Origin of the sequence: Paraburkholderia strydomiana, assembly GCF_046030495.1 — a bacterium.
In the GTDB taxonomy this organism is placed as follows: domain Bacteria; phylum Pseudomonadota; class Gammaproteobacteria; order Burkholderiales; family Burkholderiaceae; genus Paraburkholderia; species Paraburkholderia strydomiana_A.
Window position 1 is genome coordinate 92,994 of the sequence record NZ_JAQQCJ010000010.1, and the last position, 23,400, is coordinate 116,393.

Below are 23,400 nucleotides of genomic sequence, written 5' to 3' on the forward strand. Positions count from 1 at the left end.
GCGCGGACTATTGCTACGGCACGCCCCAAAGAGCAACACCGGAATCGCAGCCGCGCAATCCCGGGGCGCTTCGAACGAACGCCTCGTCATCGACGCCGTACATCGGCGACCTAAGTGTTGCGAGGCCGCGCCGTCGTGCCCCGCACGATCAGGTCGGTCGGCACGATGTACTGGGAACTCACCGGCCGTCCTTCGATTCGTGCCAGCAGATACTCGGCGCTGCGCGCGCCGATTTCATCGGCGGCGAGCCGCATGGTCGTCAGCGGCGGCGACGTGAAGCTGGAAAATTCGATGTCGTTGATGCCCGCGATCGACAGGTCGCCCGGCACGTCGATGCCCGACTCGCGCGCCTCGGCCAGCGCGCCGATTGCGAGCAGATCGGTGCCGCAGATTACGGCCGTCGGACGATCGGGGCCGTTCATCAGCGCCTTCATCGCCATCTGGCCTTCAATGATCTTGTGCGGCATCTCGATCAGATGCTCGTGGCGCAACTGCAGCCCGCGCGACTGTAGCGCCGCGCGCACGCCGATGATGCGATCAGCCGCGCGATCGCTATGCTGCGTCATTTGCGTAATCATGCCGAAGCGCGTGTGCCCGAGATCGAGCAGATAGTCGGCGAGGCGACGGCCGACAGCCACGTTGTCGAAGCCGACATAGGGATGGTCGTGATCGACCGTCCAGCCATTGACGAGCGGAATCTGTTCCTTTTCGATCAGTTCGTAGAGCGCGGGCGAGTGACTGCGGCCCACGAGCATCAGTCCGGCGATGCCGTCCGCGATAAGGGCGCGGACCTGCTTCAGCTCATCTTCCTGGTCGTAGTACGAGCATCCAAGCAGCAATGTATAACCGGCTTCACCGATGCGCTTTTGCAGCGCGAACACGCCGATCGCGAAGTTCTGGTTTTCCAGCGATGGGATTACCGCGCCGATTGTCTTCGAACGCTGCGAAGCCAGCGCGCGCGCCGCGGCGTGCGGTGTATAGCCGAGTTCCAGCGCGATGTCGCGCACACGATTCTGCAGCTCTGCGGCTACCTTTGCGTTACCGTTCAACACGCGTGAAACGGTCGCAGTCGATACCCCAGCCGCGCGCGCGACATCTGCCACGGAAATCGCATTCGATTTGCGACGCGACGCTCTTTTCTTTGTCTCGTTGGTCAACTTGCATCCTGCCCGGTGTCGAGGCGCACCATCGCGCCTGCCCTGTCCGGCATACTATAACGCGGCCCCTTGAGATATGGCCACCGCCGGACGCGGACCTTCGTCTGGTTGGTGCGTTGGGGGCTCGCGTCAAACTTCATTTTTCGGCACATAACCGAGCTCCTCACGTTTTGTTCCAGCGGCTATGAACATCGCCTGACACACCGTGCAAGATCACGAAGTTGTAGCCGGTCATTCGATGCAGCGCTTCGCCAGTTGCATCATGCCGCGATGGTTGAGCCGTACGAAGAGATGACGCGGCGGCATTCAAGATCAGCTGGTCGTGCCGATGCACTCCCGCCGCGCGATTCAAGCTCGCGAACATCACGCGATTTGCGCCGGCATGCTGCGAGGCTTCGAAATGGTTGTAGCAAGGCTCGATGTTCACGTTGCGGAGACCGGGGCGAGGTACGCGCCAGGCAGCGTTCACTCAAGCGCGCAACTTAAGTAATCGCTTTCTATATTGCTGAAATTTTCGGGCAACACTCGATTAAGATATCTTGAATTTCAGGGTATTTTACGGGTAAACACCGAGAAATTCAAGAGAAAGCGCTTACACAATTCACCTACACTGTGACTTCGCGAGCGAAATACCGGCGACCGTGGCGGAGTCCGTTATCGCCTGCGAATACGTCCGGCAGGTTACGTGTGCCAGGTCCGACGGCAGCGTCATCATGTTCATGTATTCGCAGGAAGGAAGCGACCGATCGGCCCGCGCCCCTACTGCCCGAGCGCTGTGCAAATCTCTATTTTGACGGCCTGGCCCGCAGCCGGCTTTGCACGGCTGCGTCGCAATCGATTTGGCCGGTACAGGCGAACACGCAGGGCGCTGTTGGCGAATGCAACGTCATTGCCCGACGTGATCGTTCATCGGGTCAGGAAGCCGGACCCGGCCCAGCTTCGGCCAAGGTCTGAGCCTTCCAGCAGGCACCCGGCGTCAGCACCATCAACACCGTTGAAGTGAGACTCAGATATGACATTCACCATCGTACCGATCCGCTGCGGCGATATCGTCAATCATGAGCGAGCGTGCTTTTTGTACCGCAAGAACTGCGGTTCCGCGCGCCTGCATGCACCGTGTATCGCGTGGTTGCTGCGCAGCGCTCGCCATACGATCGTCGTCGATGCTGGGCCGGGTTCCCGCTCGCGCGCACCGCAGTGCTACACCGAGACAGATGCCGGGATTGACGACCTGCTGCAGTACGGCCTGGCGCGCGAAGGCGTCAACCCGGCTTCCGTCGAACGGGTCATTCTCACTCATCTGCATAACGACCACGTTGGCGGCGCGCGGTTGTTCACGAATGCGCGCTTTCACGTCCAGGAAGCGGAATTGAAAGAGGCGGTCTGGCCGGTGCCGTTCCAGCGTCCGATTTACGAAACCAATCAGCGCGGCCACACGCCGCCGTGGGTGGACATTCTCGACCGGATGGATGTGGCGTTCGGTGACGCCGACGTGGTGCCCGGCATTCGTGTGTTGCGCTTGCCGGGGCATACAGCAGGCTCACAGGGTGTGCTGGTCGATACGCAGGCAGGGCCGTATCTCATCGCGGGCGACCTGATTCCGCTCTACGAGAATTGGCCGGAGGACGGCAGCGAGCCGATCCCGAACGGCAACCACACCGACCTGCGCGCTTATGACGAAAGTTTCCGCCGCATCGCGACGCTTGGCGCGACAGTGCTGCCGGCCCATGAGCCACGGATCTTCGAGCAAACGGTGTATCCCCCACTGCTGAGCCGCTAAGCCTCTGAGCGGCCAGTATTTCCACGGAAACCGGCGATGAGACAAAGATGGGGCCGGCTGCAGTAAGTGACGGTGATCACGTTCATCATCGGTCTGATGGAGTGAACCCACGTCGGCTTCGCGACACCAAGCGTGGCCAGCGAGTTGGCGTCGACCTCGCGGGTACTGGATTTCGCCTCCACGGCGTGCTGCTTTTCGGCTATGACATCGCGCAAGCGATCCACGGCTGGCTCGCCGACCACCGAATGGCAAAGCGCTGATCGCCCTGACAACGACGGCGCCGTTGGGCATCGCCGAACGATCGCGGACATGTCCATAACGCATCGCATCTGGTGGTCACACGTTTTGCGATCGGTTTGTTCGAAGTGCGCATCTTCCCCGACCTTCCTGCCGTTTGCGAAGAACTGATTCGCGCCGTATGAACGCGCTCGCGTGGACGGCGTTTGGCAGCTTTGCTACTCGCTGGCCGCAGTCCTGAGCGGTCCAGTCAGCGGCCACTTCCTGTCGTTCGGATCGTGGCGGGGGCTGTTTGCGTCATTGCATGCGAAACGCCGCCGCCAATGACGCGATTTTGCCTGTGCGAGCTGGTTTGCCCGCACGGTTCTGAATTCCATCGCGCAGGTGTGAACGCGAGCACGTGGTATCCGGCGCGCCGCTGCGGCCGATATGGCGCGAACACATTCGCCGCGTCATTGATCGTTCAGGCGCATACCTGCTTGAGCGATTGCCTGCTCATCAAACGCGGCGCTGCACGAGCCGTGGCCTCTAGCAAGCCTGAAGCATGTTGATGACGCGGCAAACATGACGCCGTGTGGTTGGTCACTCAAATGGCCGCATACACACCGGCCATCGTCGTAAAACCTTCCAGCCGTTTGAGTCGAACCATCCAGCGTCCAAGCGCTGGATAGTCGATCGATTCGATCTGCGCTTCGTCGAGCAGCGCAACCGGCACAAAGCACGCGATATCGGCGATGGTCGGCTTCGGCGTCGCGCAGACGAAGGGCACGCCAGCCGCTTCGTTGAACCAGCACGTCTCGTCGAGAAGGCGCAGCAGCTTCTTCGCCGCGTGCCTCGACGCATGAACGGGCTGCGGCTCACCATGCAGCACTTGCGAGCGCAGCGGCAACACCACGTCGCTCAACTGGGCCGCGAAGTCGAGCCAGCTTTGCACTTGCGCAAATTGCCAGGGATCGTCGGCCGGCAGCCAATGCGCGCGATCTATTTCAGCCGCGCCTTCATTCGCGCCGTAGCGACGCGCGAGATACACGAGGATCGCGTGCGCGCCGCGCAGCAACGCGCCGTCCACATCGAGTACGGGCAGCGTACCCAGTGGATTCAGCGCGAGAAACCGCGGCGTGCCGTTCTGCTTCGACGGATAAAGCTCGACGCGCGTGCGTTCGTAACTGACGTCGAGCAGACCCAGCATCAGACGCACCTTGTAGCTTTCTCCGCACAATTCGTCGTCGTAGAGTTTGAGCATCGCGGCCTCACAGATCCAGAGTCAGCGCAACGCCGCACGCGCGCGACACGCACACCATCATGCAGTTTCCCTCCGCGCGTTCCTGCGGCGTCAGAAAAGCGTCGCGATGCAGCGGCGTGCCGTCGAGCACACGCGTGCGGCACGTGCCGCATACGCCTTGCTCGCACGAAGTCGGCACGTCGATACGATGCTCGCGCAAGGTTTGCAGCAAGCTGACGCCAGCGGGCACATTCAGCGTGCGGTCGCTGCGCGCCAGATGAACCGTGAATGCGTGGTCGGTGGCGTGGTCATCGGTGCCGGACGCCGAAGCCGCTTCGGTGGAAACCGCTCTGGCCATCGCGGGCGATAGAAACACCGGTTGCGTGGACGGCTGCGCATGCGGCATGACAGGTGGCGGCTGGTCCGCGAAGCGATCGCGCGATAAATGCTCATCACGTGCGGCTGGCTGTTCCAGCGCATCGCGCAATGCGTTGAGCCGCTGCTGATGATGCCGTTGCACAGCCAGCCGCTCTTCTCCCGCGAACGCGCCGAGCGCGATTCCGTGCAGATACGTCCGCCCTGCCCGCGCGGGCTGCGTCAGAAACACCACGCGTTGCGCCGCGTCGTCGGGCTGTTCGATCAATACCGCGTGTGTGCTGAGATGGAACGCGACGCAATCGGTGGTACGCCATGCGTCGAAGTCCGCATGGTCGAAACAATATGCGCTCAGCGCGCGCTGCACGTCGTCGGAGCAGGCATCGATCGCGACGGTGCGCAAGCGGACCTGCTGCCCGTCGTCTTCGAGTTCGTCGAGCGGCGCAAACGACGGCGCCTCTTCCGGCTGCGCGAGACATGTCCACACGAAGCCATGACGCACCTCGACCGGCCACGTCTTCACCGCGACCGGCGGCGCAGCGCCGTCAGGATGCGCGGGCACGAAGCGGCAGCCGCCGTCGCCCGAGCCGAATTGCCAGCCGTGATACTGGCATTGCAACGCGTCGCCGCGATGATGGCCGATCGACAAGCGCACGCCGCGATGCGGGCAACGGTTCTCCCACACGTTGACGGCGCCGTCTTCGGCGCGCCACACCACGAGTTCGTTGCCATGCAGTTCGGTGCGATAGATCGCGCGCTCGCCGAGTTGATCGACGTCGCATAGCGCAAACCAGGTGAAGGCGCTGCTGTCTTTATCGGCCATGGGTGGTTCCGTAGATGACCCGCTGAGCCGCTAGCCAACGCCGGTACGCGACCGACATCGCATCGGCGCGCACCGGATGCTCGGCTCCGGTGCCGAGCGGCAAGCGCTTGGGCACCTGATTGACGAGAATCTTGATGTCCTGCGCGAAAATGGTTTGCTGGAAGCCGCGCAATTCGTCGTCGCGGCTGGCGTCGTCGAGATAGCTCATCACCGTGTGCGCGACGCACCAGTCCTCGTCGACCGGTTGCACGAACAGCGCGATCACGTCGAAGCGCTTGGGCTGCGGCGGACAGGTCTTGTAGAGAATCGCGCTGTACGGGCGCGCGACGCGGTACACATACTGAACGTCGAGCCCGGCGTCCGCGGTCATCGCCGCGCGCGGCTGATAGAAGCGGCAGTCGTATGCGTACAGCTCGTCGTTGAGTTCATCGCGCTCGATCCGGTATGGGGCGACCTCGGTGTACGGCTCGACGCCCAGATAGCCGGTATGCACGAATGGAAAATGCCCCATGTCGAGGAAGTTTTCGATCGCCCGCAAGCCGCTGACGTGCACGCGAAACGCGCCCGCATGGAGCAGACGGCGATCGGGCTCGGCGGCTTCGGGAATCGCGAGCAGATCGCGGCGCGGCTCACCGACGCACACCCATAGCACGCCGTAGCGCGCTTGCACGTGACACTCGGCCTGCGTATCGAGCCGCCACGCGCGGTAACGATGCGAGGCACGGCCCGCCGCGCCGGCTCGCGACACGGCGAGGCCGAGATCCACGCCGAGCAGCCGCGTGGCAGTGGTGGCCGTCGTGGCCGTCGTGGCCGGCGCCGGCGCGCCACCGGACGAAGCCGCCGCGATGAGCGCATCCAGCGCATCGAGCGCGGCCACTGGATGCCAGTCGTTCCAGACCACGGCGTCGCTGCTCGCGTCGTCCCCCATGCCGTTCGTCGCTTCGCTGTGCGCATTGCGCGCCTGTGCCGTGCTCATAGCCACCGCTCCGTCATTTCGCGACGCTGCCCTGCACACCGTCGACGAACCAGTCTATCCGGTTCGTGTCGTCCGCGGACAGCGCCGAGCCCGCGGCGACGCGCAGCTTGCCGTTCTGGTCCTTCAGCGGGCCGGCGAACGGATCGAGCCGGCCGGCCACCAGCGCGGCGCGCTTCTCCGCGAGCGTGCGCTGCGCGTTCGCGGGGACTTCCGTGGTGTTCACGTTCACCAGATCGGTGATGCCTTCCTTCACGCCCCAGTACACCGGCTTGTTGGACCATGTGCCGCGCTTCACTTCGTCGATCACCTTGCTGTAGTAGATGCCCCAGTCGTAGGCGACCGAACCGAGGTGCGCGTGTGGACCCCAGTGGCTCATGTCCGAGTCCCAGCCGAACGCGTGAATCTTGTGCTGCTCGGCGACCGCCATCGTCGCGGTCGAATCGGTGTTTTGCAGCAGCACGTCCGCGCCCAGGCCGACCAGCGTCTCCGCCGCCTGCCGTTCCTTGCCCGGATCGAACCAGCTATTGATCCACACGACCCTGACCGTGGTCTGCGGCGCGACCGAACGCGCGCCGAGCGCGAACGCGTCGATATTGCGCACCACTTCCGGAATCGGCACCGAGCCGACAAAACCGAGCGTGTGCGACTTCGACACATAGCCGGCGACGACGCCCGCGAGGTACGCCGACTCGTACACCTTACCGTTGAAGTTGCCGAGGTTGGGCGCGCTCTTGTAGCCGGAGCAATGCAGGAACACGGTGTCGGGATAGTCGCGCGCGACCTTCATCATCGAGTCCATGTAGCCGAACGACGTGCCGATCACGATCTTGTCGCCCTTCGCCGCGCGGTCGCGGAACACGCGGGCGGCGTCGGCGTTTTCGGGCACGTCCTCGATGCGCGTGACCTTGATCTGCGAGCCGAGCTGCTTTTCGGCCTCGCCGATGCCGAGGTCGTGCGCGTGAGTCCAGCCCGCATCGCCAGGATTGCCGAGATAGACGATCGAGACATCCAGCGGCGCGTTGCTGACGGCATGAGCGGGTGCGCTCAACGTCGCGAGCATCGCGAGCGCGCCGTACGAACACGCGAGCAGCGCACTGCCCGGGCGTCGCGCGAAGCGTGCCGTGGAACGGGAAGAAAGACGCGCAGAGACAAGCCGGCCGAGGCGAGATAGTCGGATCATGACGAGGTTCCGGTAGTGGGCGTGGTGAGCGTACTGAGCGAACGGGAGATGGCGGACATACTGGAAACCGTGCTTGCAGGCGACGCCGGCGCATCGCCGCTGGCGCTTGTGCCTGAACCGATGCCGATACAGGCGAGCGCATCGCACACGAGCGTCGCGAGCTCGGCGGGCCGCGCGAGTTGCGGCACGTGACCGCAGTCGATCGAGCGCACGATCGCGCCCGGCACCAGCGCCTGCATCCTGCGCTGCAAAGGCAGCAGCACCGAACGGTCGCGCAACGCTTCGACATAAATGCGCGGCACGCTGCCGAAGCGCTCGTCGCTCAACGACGTGACGAGCGCCCGGCCGCTTTCCTGTTGCGGGGTCAAGCGCGCCGCGGCTTCGCGGGCGGCGTCGGGCGGGCAATCGTGCAGAAAAATGTCGAGCGCGGCGGCTGGCGGCACACACGTCGTCGCGCGATCGTCGCTCCATTGCAAGTACGGCGCGATGCCGGCCGCGCCGGGCACCTCGGCGGCGCTCGCCTCGACCAGGTCCGCGTAGCCCATTCCGGACGGCAGCATCATTCCCGCGACGTACACGATGCACGCGACGCGCTCGGGCAAGGTCTCGGCAAGTTGCGAAGCCGGCACGCCCGCGCCGCTATGCGCGACCACGACGACGGGACCGTCGAAATCGGCAAGTGCGTCGGTGAGCGCATCGACATAGGTTTGCAGCGTCATAGCGAGGCCCCCATCGCGCGAAGGTTGCGCGCCGTTGCCGGGCAGATCGACGGCGCGGCACGTCCAGCCGCGCGCGGCCATCTCCGGCAGCCAGGCGTCCCACGCCCAACTGCCCTGCCACGCGCCGTGGATCAGCAGCATGCCCGCCGCGCGCGTGATGCGAGTGGCGGGCGCGGTCATCCGTAGGTCCTCCGGTAGCACGCTTCGAGATGACCGGCGACGGTGATCGGCGGATACGCAGGCGCGTCGCCGGGTGCGCTGCACCCCGGCAGACAGCTGACCACGTAGTCGGGCCGTCCCGTAAAGAAGAACGGCATCGAGTAGCGCTCGCGGCCCGATGCGTTGACCACGCGATGCAACGTCGAGCGATAGCGGTCGTTGGTCCAGCGCGCGATCAGATCGCCAAGATTCACCACGAACGTGCCCGGCAGCGGCGGCACGTGAATCCAGCCGCCGTCGCCGTCCTGCACCTGCAAGCCGCCGTTGCCGTCCTGCCAGAGCAGCGTCAGGCAGCCGAAGTCGGTATGCGCGCCGCAGCCCTTCTGCTCGGGCAGCGCCTGCGGCGGTTGCGGCGGATAGTGCAGCAGGCGCAGCGTGCCCATCGCGTCGTCGCAAAACGCGTCGAAATGGTCTTCCGGCAAATCGAGTGATAGCGCGAGCCCGCGCGTCAGGCGTTTGGACAGGTCGTACAGCGCGTCGAAATATGCATCCATCGCCGGACGAAAACCCGCCGATTGCGCCGGCCACTGGTTCGGCCCACAGTTGAACGCGCGCGCGACCACGCGCGGGTGATCGAGCGGCAGTTCGTTGCCGATATAAAAGCCTTCCTTCAGATCGGGCGGCGTACCGGCTTCCAGCACCTGGCCGCGCAGCGGCTCGTAGCCGCGATTGCAGAACGACTTCGCTTTGTCGACGAGGCGCTTGTCGGCTTCGTCGAGCGCGAAGAAACGCTCGGCTTCGCCGCGCGCCGCGTCGATCAGCGCGGCGTCCACGCCGTGATTCGCGATGTAGAAAAAGCCTTTGTCGATACGCGCGGCATGCAGCGCCTCGCCCACCGCCGCGCGTTGCCGTGCATCCGCCGACGCAAGGCCGGACACATCGATGACGGGCAGGCTCGCATGCGGCACGGCCCTCGCTGATAGCACTTCGGACATTCCAGCTCCCTTTGACCCGCTTTCAATTGGCTTCGAACTCGTGTTGATCCGAGTCTAGAGCGCGGCGGCTGGTCAAAAAAGAGCAGAAAAAAATCCATGCTGATGCCGTTTCGGCATCAGCATGCGGTCACAGCGTCGGCTCGTCGCCTTCGCGATCGGCGAGCGCTTCGGCGAGCAGCCGCACGAACGCGTCGAGCGCGGGCGTCAGCGTGCGGCCGGCGCGTGCGTAAGCGCCGAGTTCGGAGATCAGCGGACGCGGCGAGCGCAGCGGAATATGCGCGAGCGTGCCGTCGGCCAGATCGCGTTCGAGGCCGAGCCTTGTCTGAAAGCCCACGCCTCGCCCGCGCGCCGCCATGCGCCGCATCAGTTCGATCGAATCGCTTTCGAGGACCGTTTGCAGCGGCTTGCCGTAATGCCGGATCAGCGGTTCGAGCAGGCCGCTGATCGACAGCTGCGCATTGCCGAGAATCAGCGGATAGCGGGCGCACTGCGCGAACGTCACGCTCGCTTCATTTGCGAGCGGATGATCGGCGGCGACGATCGCGCCCAGTTGAAAACGCCCCACCGCGAGCTGTTGCAGATCGCCGGTGCGCGGCAGCGAGAACGCGAGACCGAGGTCGGCGTCGCCGTCGAGAATGCTGCGCGCGATCGTCGCCGACCCGGCCGTGTGCACCTGGAAGCGGATCGCCGGGTAACGCGCCAGCATCCGCTCGACGAGGTCCGGAAGGAAACTGGAGTTGAGGCCCTCGACGGTGACGATGCCGATCTCGCCGCGCCGGATGCCGCGCAGCGCGTCCATTTCGCTCTCGAAACGGCGCGCGTCCTGCAACACCGTGATCACGTGCCGCGCAAACACCTCGCCGGCCGCGGTCAGCGCGAGCCCCGACGCCAGCCGCTCGAACAACGGCGTGCCGACCTCCGCTTCGAGCTTCAACAATTGCCGGTTGACCGCCGACGACGCCAGATGCAGTTGCCGTGCCGCTTCACGGATCGAGCCGCAACGGCGGATCGCATCGAAGTAGCGCAGCGAGCGTGCGTGGATGTGCGAGGCGAGCGTTTCGGCGACGATGGGCTTCGGCATGGTGTCGGAGGCTGGGTGGGCGGATCGGGTTGGCGACGATCAACGCAGCCGTCCCTGACGGATGCGACGGCCGACAGGATGATACGTGCCGCGCGCCACGTGGTTCGACTTTCGACTGCCGACACAAGGCGCCTCAAGATCAATGCGTCGCGACAGCCGCGTCGGCGCTCACCGACTTCTGGAGAAAGCGCGCGCGCATCGGCTTGAGCACAAGCATTGCGAGCACCGCGGTGACGACATCCAGCGTAATCGCCACGCCGAACACCGGAACCCAACTACCCGCATGTTGATGCAGCAGCGCGGCGAGCGGACCGCCGAAGATCGAGCCGATGCCCTGCGAGATGTACAGCCAGCCGTAGTTCTCGGTGGCGTGACGTGTGCCGAACGTGTCGGTCAGCGTGGCCGGAAACAGCGAAAAGATTTCGCCCCAGCCGAAGAAGACCACGCCCGAGAGCAGCACGAACAGCAGGGCGTTGTCGCGCGTCATCAGCCACAGCGTCATCGCAATACCTTCGAGCGCGAAGGCGAAAAACATCGTGTTTTCGCGGCCGAATCGGTCCGACACCAAGCCGAACAACGGACGCGTGAGGCCATTCGTGAAGCGGTCGATGGTCAGTGCGAGCGGCAGCGCAGCCATGCCGAACACAACCACCTTCGTGATGCCGAAGTCCGCTGCGAAGGTTGCCATCTGGGAGGTGACCATCAGGCCCGAGGTGGACATCATCGTCATCATCGCGAACATCAACCAGAAGAGCGGCGACTTCATCATTTGCGACGGACGCCGATTCGGCACGCTCGATGCCGCGACAGCGGACGCACTCGTCGGCGCTACGTCACGCGGCACACGCAGCCCCTGCGACGCGAGAAAGCCCACCACCGCGAATGCGATGCCGTAGATCCACAGCGTGGCATCGAGGCCGCGCGTCGACAGCGAGGCCGAGATCGGGAAGGTCGTCACGATCGCGCCCATGCCGTAGCCCGCCGCCACCGCGCCGGCCGCGAAGCCGCGACGATCGGGGAACCAGCGCACCATCAGGCCGACTACGCCGACATACACGATGCCCGTGCCGAGCCCGCCGACGACGCCGTAGGTGAGATACAGCATCGACGTGGTCGTGACCATCGACGCGAGCACCCAGCTCAGGCCCGACATCACCGTGCCGAGCGAGATCAGCAGACGCGGACCGAAGCGGTCGATCAGCTTGCCCTGAAACGGCGAGAAGAACGTCTGCAGGATGATGAGCAGCGAGAACGTCACCTGCAATTCGGGCAACGGCACGCCGAGCTTCGCGGACAGCGGCTTGGTCAGCAACGTCCACACGTATTGCGGGCTTGAGATCGCCATCATGCAGAGCAGGCCGAGGCCGAGCTGAAGCCAGCGGTTATGCGTCGCGACGGCGGGCGTGCTTGCGCCAGCCTCGTCGTGCAGCGTTTGGATGCGTGTGTTCATATGCGTTCCCCGTAGTGATTCAGACAAAAAAGGATGAGCGACGCCCCCCGGTCCGGCAAAACGCGGGACCGGATAGTGAGGCCACTTCGATTACGTACTGCGGCTTCGGGCGTTACCAGCCTGCCGCGGCGCCGTCGCTGCGCGGATCGTGGCCCGCTTCGAACAATCCATCTGGATACCGAATGATCGCGCCGGCGTGGCCCATCGCCTCGTCGTAGGCGGCGAGCACTTCGACGTCGTGACCGAGCGCGCGCAACGCGTCGATGGTGTGCGCCGGAAAGCGCGCTTCCAGCTTGAGCGAATCCGTGGACTGCCCCCAGGTGCGGCCGAGCAGCCAGCGCGGCGCGTCGATCGCGGCCTGCGGATTCCAGCCGAAACGCGCGATACGCGAGAACACCGCGCTCTGCGATTGCGGCTGACCATCGCCGCCCATGTTTCCGTACACCATCGTGCGGCCGTCCGCGAAATGGGCAAGGGCCGGATTGAGCGTGTGGAACGGACGGCGCCCCGGCATCAGCGGATTGAGCGACGACGGATCGAGCGAGAAGCTGCATCCGCGGTTCTGCCAGTTGATGCCCGAACCCGGCAGCACGATCCCGCTGCCGAACTCGTGATAAATGCTCTGGATGAAGCTCACGGCCACGCCATCTCCATCGATGACGCCCATCCAGACCGTGTCGCCTGGGCCGCGGCCCCTGCTCCACGGCCCGGCACGCGACATCGACAGTTGGCTCGCCATCGTGTCGAGCGCGGCGGGATCGAGCTGCGTGACCGGGTCGATACGCATATGGTCGGGATCGGTCACATGTTCGTCGCGCACCTTGAAGGCGAGCTTGGTCGCTTCGACGCACGCATGCACGAACTCGGGGCCGAGCGGGTTCATGTCGTCGGTGAGCACGCGATCGAGCACGCCGAGGATCAGCAGCGACACGAGGCCCTGCGTGGGCGGCGGCATGTTGTAGACGGTGCCGAGCGTGTGCCTGAGTGCGAGCGGCGTGCGTTCGCGGGCGCGATGCCGTTCGAGATCGTCGAGCGTAATGAGCGTTTCCAGCGACGACAGATCGCCCGCGATACTGCGCGCGAGATCGCCGCGATAGAAGTCGTCGAGACCCGCATCGGCGAGTTGTTGGAGCGTCGCGGCGAGGCGCGCGTTGACGAAGCGCTCGCCTGTGCGCGGCGCGCGCGAATCCGGCATGAAAGTCTGCGCGAAGCCCGGCACGTTCTCCAGTTCGCCGCGCTTGCTCGCGATGCAATCGGCCTGACTGCGCGTGACCGGAATGCCGTGCTTCGCATACTGAATCGCATCATCCAGCAGACGCGCGACGGGCACGCGGCCGCCGAGCGCGTCCTTCGAGAAGCGCTGCGCGAAGTCCCAACCGGACACCGTACCCGCGACCGTATTGGCCGCAAGCGGACCGCGTGCGGGAATCGCGCTCAACCCGTGCGCGCGATACGTTTCGATGTCGGCACGCATCGCCGCCGCGCCGCATGCCTCGATGCCGATGGGCGCGTGACCTGGACGCGAGATCAGCCAGAAGCCGTCTCCTCCGATGCTGTTCATGTGCGGATATACCACCGCGATGGTCGCGGCGGCGGCGATCATCGCCTCGACAGCGTTGCCGCCTTCGCGCAGGACTGCGAGCGCGCTTTGCGAAGCGAGCGCGTGCGGCGCGACCGCCATACCGCGCGAACCGCGTGTGGGATTGAGTGCTTCAGTTGCGACGTGGGCGTGTGCTGCAGTGACTTCCGTAGACATCGAGCTTTTCCTTGTATACAACGAAAAGCGTCAATGCGAAATCCATGCCAGAACTTGGTAAAAACCCTAGGAAACGTTGCTGGTCAAGGGTTCCGGGGATACATTGCGGAGGGCGAAACGGCGGCGAGGGATGCCGTCAGATGGTGCGTCGCGGCCTCGCCGGTGCGTGCGCGACGGGTGAGCGCCCCGCATCGGTGCGTGCGGCGAGCAGCCGTTGCATGGTGAGTCCGCTCACGCTGGCCTGGCTGCCGCCGATATGACGCGACACGAGATCGACGCTCAGCGTGCCGTCGCCGCGGCGAATGGCATCGAGAATGGCGGCATGCTCGTCATAAGTCTCGGCGATGCCGTCGCCATGTACGAGATCGAGCCGCCGAACGACGCGAATGCGGTCGGTGACGCGCTGCATCGTGGCGGTGAGTTCCTCATTGGCTGCGGCCGCGACCAGCGAATGATGCAGCGCTTCGTCCAGTTCGACGAGTTTGCGTCCATCGGAAATGCGCTGCGCGCGCGCAACTTTCCAGATGCGATCGAGCGAATCCAGCAGAAGACGGAGTCCGGCCTGCGGCACTTCGCCGTTGCAAAGCTTGCGCACGGCGAAGGTTTCGATCATCTGGCGCATCTCGTAGAGATCGTCGAAGCGCTTGTTGTCGATCGGCACGACCTCCCAGCCGCCGCGCACGTAGCCTTGCATCAGACCATCGCTTTGCAGGCGTTGCAGCGCTTCGCGCGCGGGCGTGCGCGACACCGCGAAACGTTCGGCAATCGCGCCTTCCGTGAGCCGGTCGCCCGGCAGAAGGTGCATATCGAAGATTTCGTCGCGCAGCGTGTGGTAGACGCGATCCGCCCGCGAAAGCGCGGCCGGCGGGCGTTCCTGGAGGGTCATGTTCAGCTTGATGTCGGGCATGGTCAGCGAGCTTATCAAAGGAGCGCGCGGGGCAAAAAGAATCGCCCACCGCGATTTGGCCGACCGAGGGCGTGCGCATCGCTAGTCGAGCGTCATCGGCCACATGAGGATAGCGCATGGACAGGCGAACCCGGCTCGACACGCCGGCCATGCGTCCGGTAAGCGACCTCAGCCAGAGCACCTGCAGTCCGGGCCGGACGACCGTCTCGAAGACGGGCGCGACAACGCCGCACCGGCGAACTCCCGCTGAAACAGGCCGGGTGCCTATTTCGGGTAACTGGTCGCATGAATATCCAAATCTCTGGTCATTGCCGTGCAAGGGCATCAGGTGACGGGGCTATTCACCACCCGCTCATGGAAGAGCCGGACGAACCACTAAGGTTTTCCCTGAAACTTTCGCCGCCCCGTCGGGGCGTAGGTCCACCGAGAGCAAGCGCAGCGTTGGTAACCGAAAGGTGGATCACGTCAGCGTTTTATCAAGGCGGGGTACAGATGACGACATTCCGAAACCAGGCGATGTCGAGAAATCGCGCTATGCAGTGTGTGGTTGCAACGGCGGTAGCGGATCAGAGAATCCGGGCAGTTCAAATCGCACAACGACGGAGCAGCGCCGAGCGACCCGTTCTAACACGGATCCCAATGTAACTGGATCGCGAACGCCGACCCGCGCGCACCTCGAAGTCTCAGCTTGACGTCACCAGTCCCGGCGAAGTGTTGCTCCGATTCCAGGCGATAACCCCCGAAGATTGCGCTTCGACTGGAGCTGTCTGCAAACGAAACGTGCTGATCGACGACTGCAGTAGTGTCGCCTGCTCGGTCAATGTTTGTGCTACCGCAGCAGCCTGTTCGACTAGCGCGGCGTTTTGCTGGGTAGTGCTATCCATCTGAGTGACTGCATTGTTCACCTGGTTGATACCCGCACTCTGCTCTGCCGCGGCGGAAGCTATCTCACGCGCAACACCAGATACTCTCGAAATCGCTTCCTGCGCCGCGCGAATCTTCGCGCCTGCGCTATCAACCAGTTCTGCACCGCTGTGAATTCCCTCCACCGTACTGTTGATCAACGCCCGGATCTCCTTGGCTGCGGAGGCGCTACGCTGCGCAAGTAGTCGAACCTCACCGGCGACAACGGCGAATCCACGTCCCTCTTCACCTGCCCGAGCCGCTTCTACCGCAGCATTCAGCGCGAGAATATTCGTCTGGAATGCAATTCCTTCGATCACCGAGATGATCTCCACCATCCGCTGCGATTCCTTCGACACCTCATGCATCGTCGACACCGCGTCGCCAGCCATCGAACCACCCTGATTGACGATCTCCTCTGCGTCAGCCGTCAGTTGACTCGCCATTTGTGCGTTTTCGGCCGTCTGCCTGACCATCGCGGTCATCTGTTCCATGCTTGCAGCCGTTTCCTCGAGAGACGCCGCCTGATTTTCTGTGCGCGCGGACAGATCGGCGTTGCCGGCGGCGATTTCGTTTGCGCCCGTGGCCACTTTGTCCGCGGCGCCCTTGATCCCTGCAATCGTGCGGGCGAGCGCATCGCGCATGCCTTGCATGGTGTGTAAAAGACTGGAACCGTCGCCCTGACGGATCCTGATCACGATGTCGAGGTTACCCGCGGCAATATCCCCCGCCACTTGAGCCGCGTAAGCAGGATCTCCACCGATCGCGCGCTGGATGCTGCGGTTTGCAAAGAAGCAGAACGTCGAAAGTAACACCGCGAGTGTCCCGAATATTCCTCCAACGATATACAACGACTTCCTGAACGCCGAATTGATATCGTCTACATAGGCACCCGTCGCGATGATCCAGTCCCAGGACGCGTACCGCACTACATAGCCAATCTTGCCGACGGCGGCGGCGGACGGGTCGTGCGGATGCGGAAACACGTACTCGACAAAGCCGCCTTCCGGAGTCTGCGCCTTCGATGCAAACGCCACGTAATGGTGCCGGCCGTCGAGATCGGTCACGCCGCTGAGATCCTTACCATTTAGTGCCGGTTTCATCGCGTGCATGATCATGCGCGGCCTGGAATCGATCACGAGAAAATAGCCATCCTCTCCATAGCGTATATGTTGCAGCCGTTCAAGCGCCTGTCGGCGCGCGTCCGCTTCACTGAGGGCGCCGCTTTTCGCCAGCAGGGCGTACTCTTCCACGATACTGAGCCCTACGTGCGCAACATTCACCAGATCGTTTTTGCGTTCTTCGATGCGGGTCTGCCGGGATAACCAGGCCGCTGAGACAGACACGACGAGAAGTGCTATCAGACTGACGACCAGAGGCAGCCAGAGCTTTTGCGAGAAACTCAATCGGTGCATGCGTACTCCCCATTCAGACCATGGCTTGGTGATCGCCACGCTTGCTATCGTGGACCGGGATCAGTGCAAAACGCGGTTGCCCAGTCCGTTTATCGACCGCCACGGCATCGATATTTCTAGAGATAAACCCTCGTTGAGCGCATAGTCGGCTCTACTACGCGGCCTCACTGCCAGTGGGCGACCCCGGCCGTCCTCGCCTGCGTCGCGTAACGGCGCGGGAAATTCGGTCCTATGGGCGCGGCGAAGCGTGGAGAACGAGGCGCGAGCACTCGAGACAACCTTGCTCTGTGTCTTTCAGTGCGAACGCAAGAGCGGCCATTACCAGGACATGGAGCTTAACGAGCTCTTTGTTGCCGTAGGCTTCGGCCGTTCTGGTTGAAGCTGATTGGTAGAAAGTATCTGCCGAACGTTACCAGTTCGACGCCAACGCGAATTCCTGAAAGGAGGCACTGGATATCCAGGCCTGAGCCTGACAATGAGAAACCATGATGATTGTGCACACCACGCATCAGGTCCCACTGCTCGCCTATTGCTGGATGACCATTCGTAAACTTAAATGGCTCAACCCGTCGGCGACTTCATCATCGAGCGATTGCGTGCTTGGGGCGTATGCGCACGGCGTGGTGCCACGTTCGCTCAGCGGCTTGCAAGGCATCCTGTTCGCCCCATGGCTGCACGCAAGTCTGGGTCACATTGCGGCCAATACCGGCGGCCTGCTGGTGCTCGGATGGCTCTGCATGTGGCCTCGCATCTCGCTCCTCTGGGAGGCGACCGCGGGCGCGATGCTTGGCGCAGGCCTCTGCGCGTGGCTATTCGGTGCATCCGGCTCCGTGCCCATTGGAGCGAGCGGGCTGGTATTCGGCTATGCCGGCTACCTCGTTGCGCGAGGTTACTACACCCGCAAAATCGTTTCGATACTTGTGGCATTGCTCGTTATAAGCAGCTTCGGTCTCAGCATGCTGCTCGGCGTTTTGCCGCTCTATCCCGGCCTGTCGTGGCAGAGCCATCTCGGCGGCCTGCTGGGCGGCGTTCTTGTAGCGCGCCTTGGCTCGTCCGGCCAATCACGTGCGTGACGACGCGGCGACCACGAGACAATCCATTATCGTCCTGCAGGCACCACACTCGGATCAGGAGGCATCGTGAAAATACTTTGCGGGTCGGCTGGCTGGACGGATAAGACGCTCATCGCGTGCAAGCGTTTCTATCCGCCCGAATGTCGAAGCGCCGAGGCACGACTGCGGTTCTATGCATCGCAGTTCCCGCTGGTGGAGGTTGATTCCAGCTACTACGGCATGCCCTCTGCGTCGAACTCAGCGCTGTGGGCGGAGCGCACGCCCGACGATTTTACTTTCGATGTCAAGGCGTTCCGGCTGCTGACTGGACATCAGACCGCGCGGGAGTCTCTGACGAAGGACATCGCGATGGCGATCCCGGAGACGGGCAAAAAGAACCTCTACTACCGTGATATTCCGGACGAGGTGCTTGATGAACTCTGGCGGCGTTATCGCGAGGCGCTCGCGCCACTGCACCGCGCTGGCAAGCTTGGTGCCGTTCTTTTCCAGTTTGCTCCATGGCTGACCTGCGGTCCTGGAGGAAGCGCCCACGTCGAAGAATGTGCGGACCGCATGCAGGGCTACACGGTCGCGGTAGAGTTTCGGAACAATTCATGGCTGGACGACAAACACGCATCCAGCACATTAGACCTGCTAAGGCGATACAAGCTCGTACACGTCATCATGGATGCGCCTGTAGAAGTCACGAACCGTGCGCACACCGTGTGGGAAGTCACCAATCCCGACCTTGCGTTCGTACGGCTGCATGGTCGCAATGCGGATACGTGGAGCCCGACCGGTGCCGCCACCGCCTCGGCACGCTTCGACTACGACTACAGCGACGGTGAACTGACCCAGTTATCCGGACCCATCCGAGATATCTCGAGGCAGGTGGCAACGACGCACGTGATTTTCAATAACTGCCGCGAAGACCAGGGTCAGCGAAACGCGCGCACCCTTATGGCGATACTTGGCCAACGAGTACGAGGGGCATGGTGAAGCCCGAAAATCTTCAGGCCGCGGGCCAACAACTGATTGGGCTGTGGTCGAATCTATAGACAATCTCATCGAAGACCCAGATCTTGTCTCCTGGAGGCCCTCGCACAGCATCTTTGGGCACCGGCGGACACAAGGGACAACTCGTTGCTGAAGGCATCCGCCGATGGAAAGAGCCGAATTACCGCCGTGGTCGAACGCAGGATACTCACGGCGACGCAACTTCACGAGACTGCCTCGCAGAGAGGCCACTGCGTATGCCGTCTGGAATACCGCTCTTTCGGCATCTCGAAGCAGCCCATCCACGATCCTTTTACACCATGTATTGGCACCACGGCCCAGCCTGAAATGTCGCACTCACAACGGCATCACACCCTCAAACGGATAGCACCCGTCGCCGGCGCCGTTGAAACATGGCACGGCCGCGTGTTGGGGACAACGGCGGGGGGCCAACGGCGCTCACTCCGCGCTCTCCCCACCCGCCGTCTGCCTGCACACAATGGCCGTCAGCACCATTGGAATGACCGAATGAACAGTCGCCGTGCTCCCCGCGCCGGTGAGAAGACGCTTGACCGAATCCGCCGAACCAAGCACCACCACACCGTAGACCGCGCCTGGCGCAGGATTTCCGTCGCCAGCTTTGAAAAGCGGATCATCCGGCTGATATCCGAAAACGGCATGAACGCGCAGGCCGAATGCAGTCAAACCTGCGCCGCTCGTCGGGCGAAACGCGTTCACCGAGTTTGCCTCGACCCGCATTGCGGGAACTGCGATCGACTGCGTATCGACGAGACTGGTGACGAATTCGTGCGCGGTTTCTCCGCACGTCAATTGATTGTCCAGGGCATGGCTGAATGCCGGCGCTGGAACCATAGCAACGATTGCCAACAACTTCGAGAGCGGTCGCATTTGCACATTCTTCCTTAATGTGATCCTGGAAACGCTCACCGCGTTTCGCCCCCTCCGGCGGAGGTGAGCCCACGATCGGGCGCTCCATGCGCTTGGGCACTCTCAAGCATCTCCCGTGCCACTCGCGCCTGTCGCCACCTCATATTTTAAACGGCCCCAGAGGAATGCGGTTCCTTCCTTGCCCCTTTGTTGGCTGACGATGCCCTAAGCCCGATTGTGTCTGGGCAGGACAACCACTTCTGAACGGATGGCGCACGACTGCGCGAGCACGCCGTCCTGCTACCCGACGGCACCAACACCGTGCAGCCATGCCGCCGCATACATCCCCATTCTCTCCGAATCAGGAATGACCGGCGAACGAACCCAAACGTCCGACGCAGATCCTTTGGGCATTCCAGTCGCGATGCCCCACCCTGCATAAGGCACATACCAAAATTTATCGGCCCAAAAAAATGTGAATAGCCGAAGGTTTTTTTCCCGGAAATACTGGCTTCACCTCAAGCCGATGCCGGTTCCCACACTTGTGAGGATCGCCCGTGTGCCTGCCATCAAACCGTCGTCCTCCGGGAATTCGATGAGCAACGTCACTCTACAAACCGCCGAAACCCCCGCTGCGCTCCGTCCCATTCAGTCGAGTCCTCAGATACGCACGATCGCCGCCTGCTCGATCGGCAACGCGCTTGAGATGTACGACTTCACCGTCTACAGCTTTTTCGCCATGCTGATCGGCAAGCTGTTTTTCCCGGTCGATAGCGCGTACGGTTCCCTGCTGCTCGCGGTCGGAACCTTCGGCATCGGTTTCGTCATGCGCCCGCTCGGCGCGCTGGTCATCGGCAGCTTCGCCGACCGCCGCGGGCGCAAGGCTGCGATGACGCTAACGATCGCGCTCATGGTGGGCGGCACACTGTGCATCGCCTTCGCACCCACGTATGCAACGGCCGGGACTCTCGGCACGCTCGTCATCGTATTCGGCCGCATGCTGCAGGGTTTCTCGCTCGGCGGAGAAATCGGCGCGTCGACCGCGATGTTGATGGAATCAGGCAGCTTCGGCAGCCGCGGCTTCCGGATCGGCTGGCAAGGCGCGAGCCAGGGATGCGCCGCCGTGCTCGGCGCATTGAGCGGTGCGGTGCTCTACGCAAGCCTGTCGTCCTCCGCGCTTGAGTCCTGGGGCTGGCGGATGCCGTTTCTGCTGGGGCTGCTGATCGCGCCCGTCGGTCTCTATATCCGCACTCATCTCGACGAAACGCTGGATGGCGATGCAGCGGAATCTCATCCGCTCACGACTTTGTTCACCGAGCACGGCAGCAAGATCGTGCGCGGTGTGTTGTCTATCGTCGCCGGAACGGTCGGCATGTACCTCGTCGTGTTCTTCATGCCGACCTATCTGGTACGCGTGCTGCACCTTTCCACCTCGCTGTCGTTGATGGCCGGCTGTGTGTCGGGTGCAACGATGACGGTCATGTGTCTCGTGTCCGGCCTGATCGCCGATCGGACCGTCTCTCGCAAGCCGATTGCACTCGCCTCCGTCGTGCTGACGACACTGCTCATCTACCCCGCGTTCTGGGCGATGAACATGCATCCGAGCATTCCGCTGGCCCTTGTCGTGGTCGCCATCGTCACGGCGGCGAGCAGCTTCGGCAGCGCACCGATGTTGCTGCTGCTCATGGAGATGTTCCCGGCCAGCGTGCGGGCGAGCGGACTCTCCGTCATCTATAGCATTGGTGTTGCACTCTTTGGCGGTTCCGCGCAGTTCATCGTGACCTGGCTGCTTGCAAAGACCGGCAATCCGATGTCGCTGGCGCTCTACATGATCGCCTGCGGAATCGTCACCGTGTGCGCGATGTCCAGCCTCCCCGAGCCGCGCAAGCGCGCCTCATAACAAACGGCACGGTCCGCCTTTGGGCGGCCGGACGCCGGACTCCAGGCCGATATTCATCCCGCTGAGTCAATCAGCATTCGCGTTCGAATGAGACGCGAGGGAGCGGCTCGCCCCGTTCACCCGCGCATTGATTAAAAACACGCAAGTGGAGATTTGCAATGAAAAAAACATTGGGTGCGCTGCTCGCTTCGCTTGGCACATTAGCGTGCTCCGGGGCATTCGCCGAAGTATCTCCAGGCGCGCCAGCCGACCCGGCCGCTGTTCTGTACGCAACCGGCTCGCAAATGCAGTCGATCTTCAGATACTGGGGCGCCGGCCTGGGGCCGCAGACACTGGGTGTCGCGTCACAGCGTACCTTTGTCACGCTCTACGGGACGCTGGACATGGGCATCAACTATACGAAGGCCGGTCCATACAGCATCACGCGCGTGCAATCGGGCGGCGCACTGACGTCGAAGTTCGGTTTCTACGGACAGGAATATCTGGGTAATCAATGGACCGTGTTCTTCCGGCTGGAAAACGGATTCCTCGGCAACACCGGCGCGGTTCAGGATACGACGTCGTTCTTTAATCGCGCGTCCTATATCGGGATGCAGAATCCCATCTACGGGCAGCTGACCTTAGGCCGTCAATATACGTCGGCCGGTGCTGCGGCGCTCGGCGCGGATCCGTTCCTCGCCGTCGCGCACGAATCGGTCTATACGTATTTTCTCGGCGTCACGGATCTCGGTCTCGGTGCGAACGGCGACGCGCTCGGCCGCCTGCCCAACACGTTGCGCTATATCTCGCCGCGCTTCGGCCCATTCGGCTTCGACCTGAGCTACTCCCTCAAGGGCGATCAATCGATCGGGCCCGCCGTGCACCAACGCTCGGCAATGGTCTCTTATATCGACAAACGCGCGGTGCTGTCGATCGCTTTCGGCCAAAGCTGGTGCGACCCGTCGATGACGAGCAGTTGTGTCGGCGACACCCGAATCGCGCCGACCAAGCGCACCGACACCTATCTGGTCTCGCTGATGTACGACGTCGGCCCGTTCATCGCGCAAGGCGCCTATATCCGCTATGTGCCGCAAACCGCCGACACGGCTATCGCAATTCTGTATCTGCTCGGTTTGCAAAAATGGTGGGGCGTCAACTTGCTGCGCGCTTCGGTTGCGTATCGCGATACGACGAAAGCTCAGGACTACGCATACGGCTCGACCATCGGTATCGATCATTTTCTGTCGAAGCGAACGTCTGTTTACGGACGCGTCGGTCTGATGCGTAACGGGCCGAACTCCAGCGTCACCTACAACTACGACAGCGGCTCGCCCGCACCCGCTCCCGGACGCACCGTGTCGAGCGTGACGCTGGGTATCAACCATCAATTCTGATCGGATGCGCGGCCCTGTCGCGCATCCATTTTGCGTCACCCTACTGAGGAGATAAT

The 23,400-nt window shown here is 63.0% G+C and carries 19 protein-coding genes; 5 read left to right on the top strand and 14 right to left on the bottom strand.

The window, feature by feature from the left end; translation table 11 throughout:
* Positions 1 to 110: 110 nt before the first annotated feature.
* Together PQQ53_RS15375 and PQQ53_RS15380 are read right to left on the bottom strand one after the other, a co-directional pair.
* A complete protein-coding gene (locus PQQ53_RS15375; protein ID WP_408144644.1) occupies positions 111 to 1,103 on the bottom strand; it encodes a LacI family DNA-binding transcriptional regulator in 993 nt (330 codons plus the stop codon).
* A 217-nt stretch (positions 1,104 to 1,320) separates the two neighbouring features.
* A complete protein-coding gene (locus PQQ53_RS15380) occupies positions 1,321 to 1,584 on the bottom strand; it encodes a hypothetical protein (protein WP_408324700.1) in 264 nt (87 codons plus the stop codon).
* A gap of 585 nt (positions 1,585 to 2,169) precedes the next feature.
* Between PQQ53_RS15380 and PQQ53_RS15385 the strand changes: the two genes are divergently transcribed.
* The gene (locus PQQ53_RS15385) at positions 2,170 to 2,937 is read left to right on the top strand and encodes an N-acyl homoserine lactonase family protein (protein ID WP_408324702.1); all 768 of its coding nucleotides are present in this window, start codon (positions 2,170 to 2,172) and stop codon (positions 2,935 to 2,937) included.
* Between the two features lie 823 nt (positions 2,938 to 3,760).
* Here the strand turns inward: PQQ53_RS15385 and PQQ53_RS15390 are convergent.
* The 11 genes from PQQ53_RS15390 to PQQ53_RS15440 form a co-directional block, all read right to left on the bottom strand.
* Complete coding sequence (locus tag PQQ53_RS15390) at positions 3,761 to 4,417, bottom strand: glutathione S-transferase family protein (protein ID WP_408324704.1); 657 nt, start codon at positions 4,415 to 4,417, stop codon at positions 3,761 to 3,763.
* A 7-nt stretch (positions 4,418 to 4,424) separates the two neighbouring features.
* Positions 4,425 to 5,594, bottom strand: a complete 1,170-nt coding sequence (locus tag PQQ53_RS15395; RefSeq protein WP_408324706.1) for a Rieske 2Fe-2S domain-containing protein — start codon at positions 5,592 to 5,594, stop codon at positions 4,425 to 4,427.
* The gene (locus tag PQQ53_RS15400; protein ID WP_408324709.1) at positions 5,584 to 6,570 is read right to left on the bottom strand and encodes an aromatic ring-hydroxylating dioxygenase subunit alpha; all 987 of its coding nucleotides are present in this window, start codon (positions 6,568 to 6,570) and stop codon (positions 5,584 to 5,586) included. Before PQQ53_RS15400 ends, PQQ53_RS15395 begins: the two co-directional genes overlap by 11 nt.
* Positions 6,571 to 6,583: 13 nt before the next feature.
* Positions 6,584 to 7,750, bottom strand: coding sequence for a BMP family ABC transporter substrate-binding protein (locus tag PQQ53_RS15405; RefSeq protein ID WP_408144656.1), 1,167 nt, complete (start codon positions 7,748 to 7,750; stop codon positions 6,584 to 6,586).
* Positions 7,747 to 8,649 (bottom strand): alpha/beta fold hydrolase, encoded by a 903-nt coding sequence (locus PQQ53_RS15410; protein WP_408153506.1) that lies wholly within the window; start codon positions 8,647 to 8,649, stop codon positions 7,747 to 7,749. Before PQQ53_RS15410 ends, PQQ53_RS15405 begins: the two co-directional genes overlap by 4 nt.
* Positions 8,646 to 9,623: an isopenicillin N synthase family dioxygenase gene (locus PQQ53_RS15415; protein ID WP_408324711.1), complete on the bottom strand. Its 978-nt coding sequence runs from the start codon at positions 9,621 to 9,623 to the stop codon at positions 8,646 to 8,648. Before PQQ53_RS15415 ends, PQQ53_RS15410 begins: the two co-directional genes overlap by 4 nt.
* 127 nt (positions 9,624 to 9,750) lie before the next feature.
* Positions 9,751 to 10,704, bottom strand: a complete 954-nt coding sequence (locus PQQ53_RS15420) for a LysR family transcriptional regulator (RefSeq protein ID WP_408324713.1) — start codon at positions 10,702 to 10,704, stop codon at positions 9,751 to 9,753.
* A 139-nt stretch (positions 10,705 to 10,843) separates the two neighbouring features.
* A complete protein-coding gene (gene oxlT / locus PQQ53_RS15425) occupies positions 10,844 to 12,154 on the bottom strand; it encodes an oxalate/formate MFS antiporter (RefSeq protein ID WP_408144664.1) in 1,311 nt (436 codons plus the stop codon).
* A 112-nt stretch (positions 12,155 to 12,266) separates the two neighbouring features.
* Positions 12,267 to 13,910 carry a gamma-glutamyltransferase family protein gene (locus PQQ53_RS15430; protein WP_408324715.1) on the bottom strand — a complete coding sequence of 548 codons (1,644 nt, stop codon included), beginning with the start codon at positions 13,908 to 13,910 and terminating at the stop codon, positions 12,267 to 12,269.
* 136 nt (positions 13,911 to 14,046) lie between these two features.
* Complete coding sequence (locus PQQ53_RS15435) at positions 14,047 to 14,817, bottom strand: GntR family transcriptional regulator (RefSeq protein ID WP_408144668.1); 771 nt, start codon at positions 14,815 to 14,817, stop codon at positions 14,047 to 14,049.
* 683 nt (positions 14,818 to 15,500) lie between these two features.
* Positions 15,501 to 17,135, bottom strand: a complete 1,635-nt coding sequence (locus PQQ53_RS15440; protein ID WP_408153632.1) for a methyl-accepting chemotaxis protein — start codon at positions 17,133 to 17,135, stop codon at positions 15,501 to 15,503.
* Between the two features lie 485 nt (positions 17,136 to 17,620).
* On the opposite strand from PQQ53_RS15440, the gene PQQ53_RS15445 reads away from it, so the two are divergent.
* Both PQQ53_RS15445 and PQQ53_RS15450 read left to right on the top strand, forming a co-directional pair.
* Entirely contained in the window at positions 17,621 to 18,208 is a 588-nt protein-coding gene (locus tag PQQ53_RS15445) for a rhomboid family intramembrane serine protease (RefSeq protein ID WP_408324717.1), read from the top strand.
* Positions 18,209 to 18,274: 66 nt separating this feature from the next.
* The gene (locus tag PQQ53_RS15450; RefSeq protein ID WP_408324719.1) at positions 18,275 to 19,186 is read left to right on the top strand and encodes a DUF72 domain-containing protein; all 912 of its coding nucleotides are present in this window, start codon (positions 18,275 to 18,277) and stop codon (positions 19,184 to 19,186) included.
* 456 nt (positions 19,187 to 19,642) lie between these two features.
* Here PQQ53_RS15450 and PQQ53_RS15455 read toward each other — a convergent pair whose 3' ends face one another.
* Entirely contained in the window at positions 19,643 to 20,092 is a 450-nt protein-coding gene (locus PQQ53_RS15455; RefSeq protein ID WP_408153566.1) for a hypothetical protein, read from the bottom strand.
* Between the two features lie 574 nt (positions 20,093 to 20,666).
* Here PQQ53_RS15455 and PQQ53_RS15460 point away from each other — a divergent pair.
* Positions 20,667 to 21,971, top strand: a complete 1,305-nt coding sequence (locus PQQ53_RS15460) for an MFS transporter (protein ID WP_408324721.1) — start codon at positions 20,667 to 20,669, stop codon at positions 21,969 to 21,971.
* 158 nt (positions 21,972 to 22,129) lie between these two features.
* The gene (locus PQQ53_RS15465) at positions 22,130 to 23,344 is read left to right on the top strand and encodes a porin (protein WP_408324723.1); all 1,215 of its coding nucleotides are present in this window, start codon (positions 22,130 to 22,132) and stop codon (positions 23,342 to 23,344) included.
* Positions 23,345 to 23,400: the final 56 nt, after the last annotated feature.

Coding starts and splice junctions, on each gene's coding strand:
- PQQ53_RS15385 (WP_408324702.1), top strand. CDS start 2,170: ATGACATTCACCATCGTACCGATCCGCTGCGGCGATATCGTCAATCAT.
- PQQ53_RS15390 (WP_408324704.1), bottom strand. CDS start 4,417: ATGCTCAAACTCTACGACGACGAATTGTGCGGAGAAAGCTACAAGGTG.
- PQQ53_RS15395 (WP_408324706.1), bottom strand. CDS start 5,594: ATGGCCGATAAAGACAGCAGCGCCTTCACCTGGTTTGCGCTATGCGAC.
- PQQ53_RS15400 (WP_408324709.1), bottom strand. CDS start 6,570: ATGAGCACGGCACAGGCGCGCAATGCGCACAGCGAAGCGACGAACGGC.
- PQQ53_RS15405 (WP_408144656.1), bottom strand. CDS start 7,750: ATGATCCGACTATCTCGCCTCGGCCGGCTTGTCTCTGCGCGTCTTTCT.
- PQQ53_RS15410 (WP_408153506.1), bottom strand. CDS start 8,649: ATGACCGCGCCCGCCACTCGCATCACGCGCGCGGCGGGCATGCTGCTG.
- PQQ53_RS15415 (WP_408324711.1), bottom strand. CDS start 9,623: ATGTCCGAAGTGCTATCAGCGAGGGCCGTGCCGCATGCGAGCCTGCCC.
- PQQ53_RS15420 (WP_408324713.1), bottom strand. CDS start 10,704: ATGCCGAAGCCCATCGTCGCCGAAACGCTCGCCTCGCACATCCACGCA.
- oxlT (WP_408144664.1), bottom strand. CDS start 12,154: ATGAACACACGCATCCAAACGCTGCACGACGAGGCTGGCGCAAGCACG.
- PQQ53_RS15430 (WP_408324715.1), bottom strand. CDS start 13,910: ATGTCTACGGAAGTCACTGCAGCACACGCCCACGTCGCAACTGAAGCA.
- PQQ53_RS15435 (WP_408144668.1), bottom strand. CDS start 14,817: ATGCCCGACATCAAGCTGAACATGACCCTCCAGGAACGCCCGCCGGCC.
- PQQ53_RS15440 (WP_408153632.1), bottom strand. CDS start 17,135: ATGCACCGATTGAGTTTCTCGCAAAAGCTCTGGCTGCCTCTGGTCGTC.
- PQQ53_RS15445 (WP_408324717.1), top strand. CDS start 17,621: ATGATGATTGTGCACACCACGCATCAGGTCCCACTGCTCGCCTATTGC.
- PQQ53_RS15455 (WP_408153566.1), bottom strand. CDS start 20,092: ATGCGACCGCTCTCGAAGTTGTTGGCAATCGTTGCTATGGTTCCAGCG.
- PQQ53_RS15460 (WP_408324721.1), top strand. CDS start 20,667: ATGAGCAACGTCACTCTACAAACCGCCGAAACCCCCGCTGCGCTCCGT.
- PQQ53_RS15465 (WP_408324723.1), top strand. CDS start 22,130: ATGAAAAAAACATTGGGTGCGCTGCTCGCTTCGCTTGGCACATTAGCG.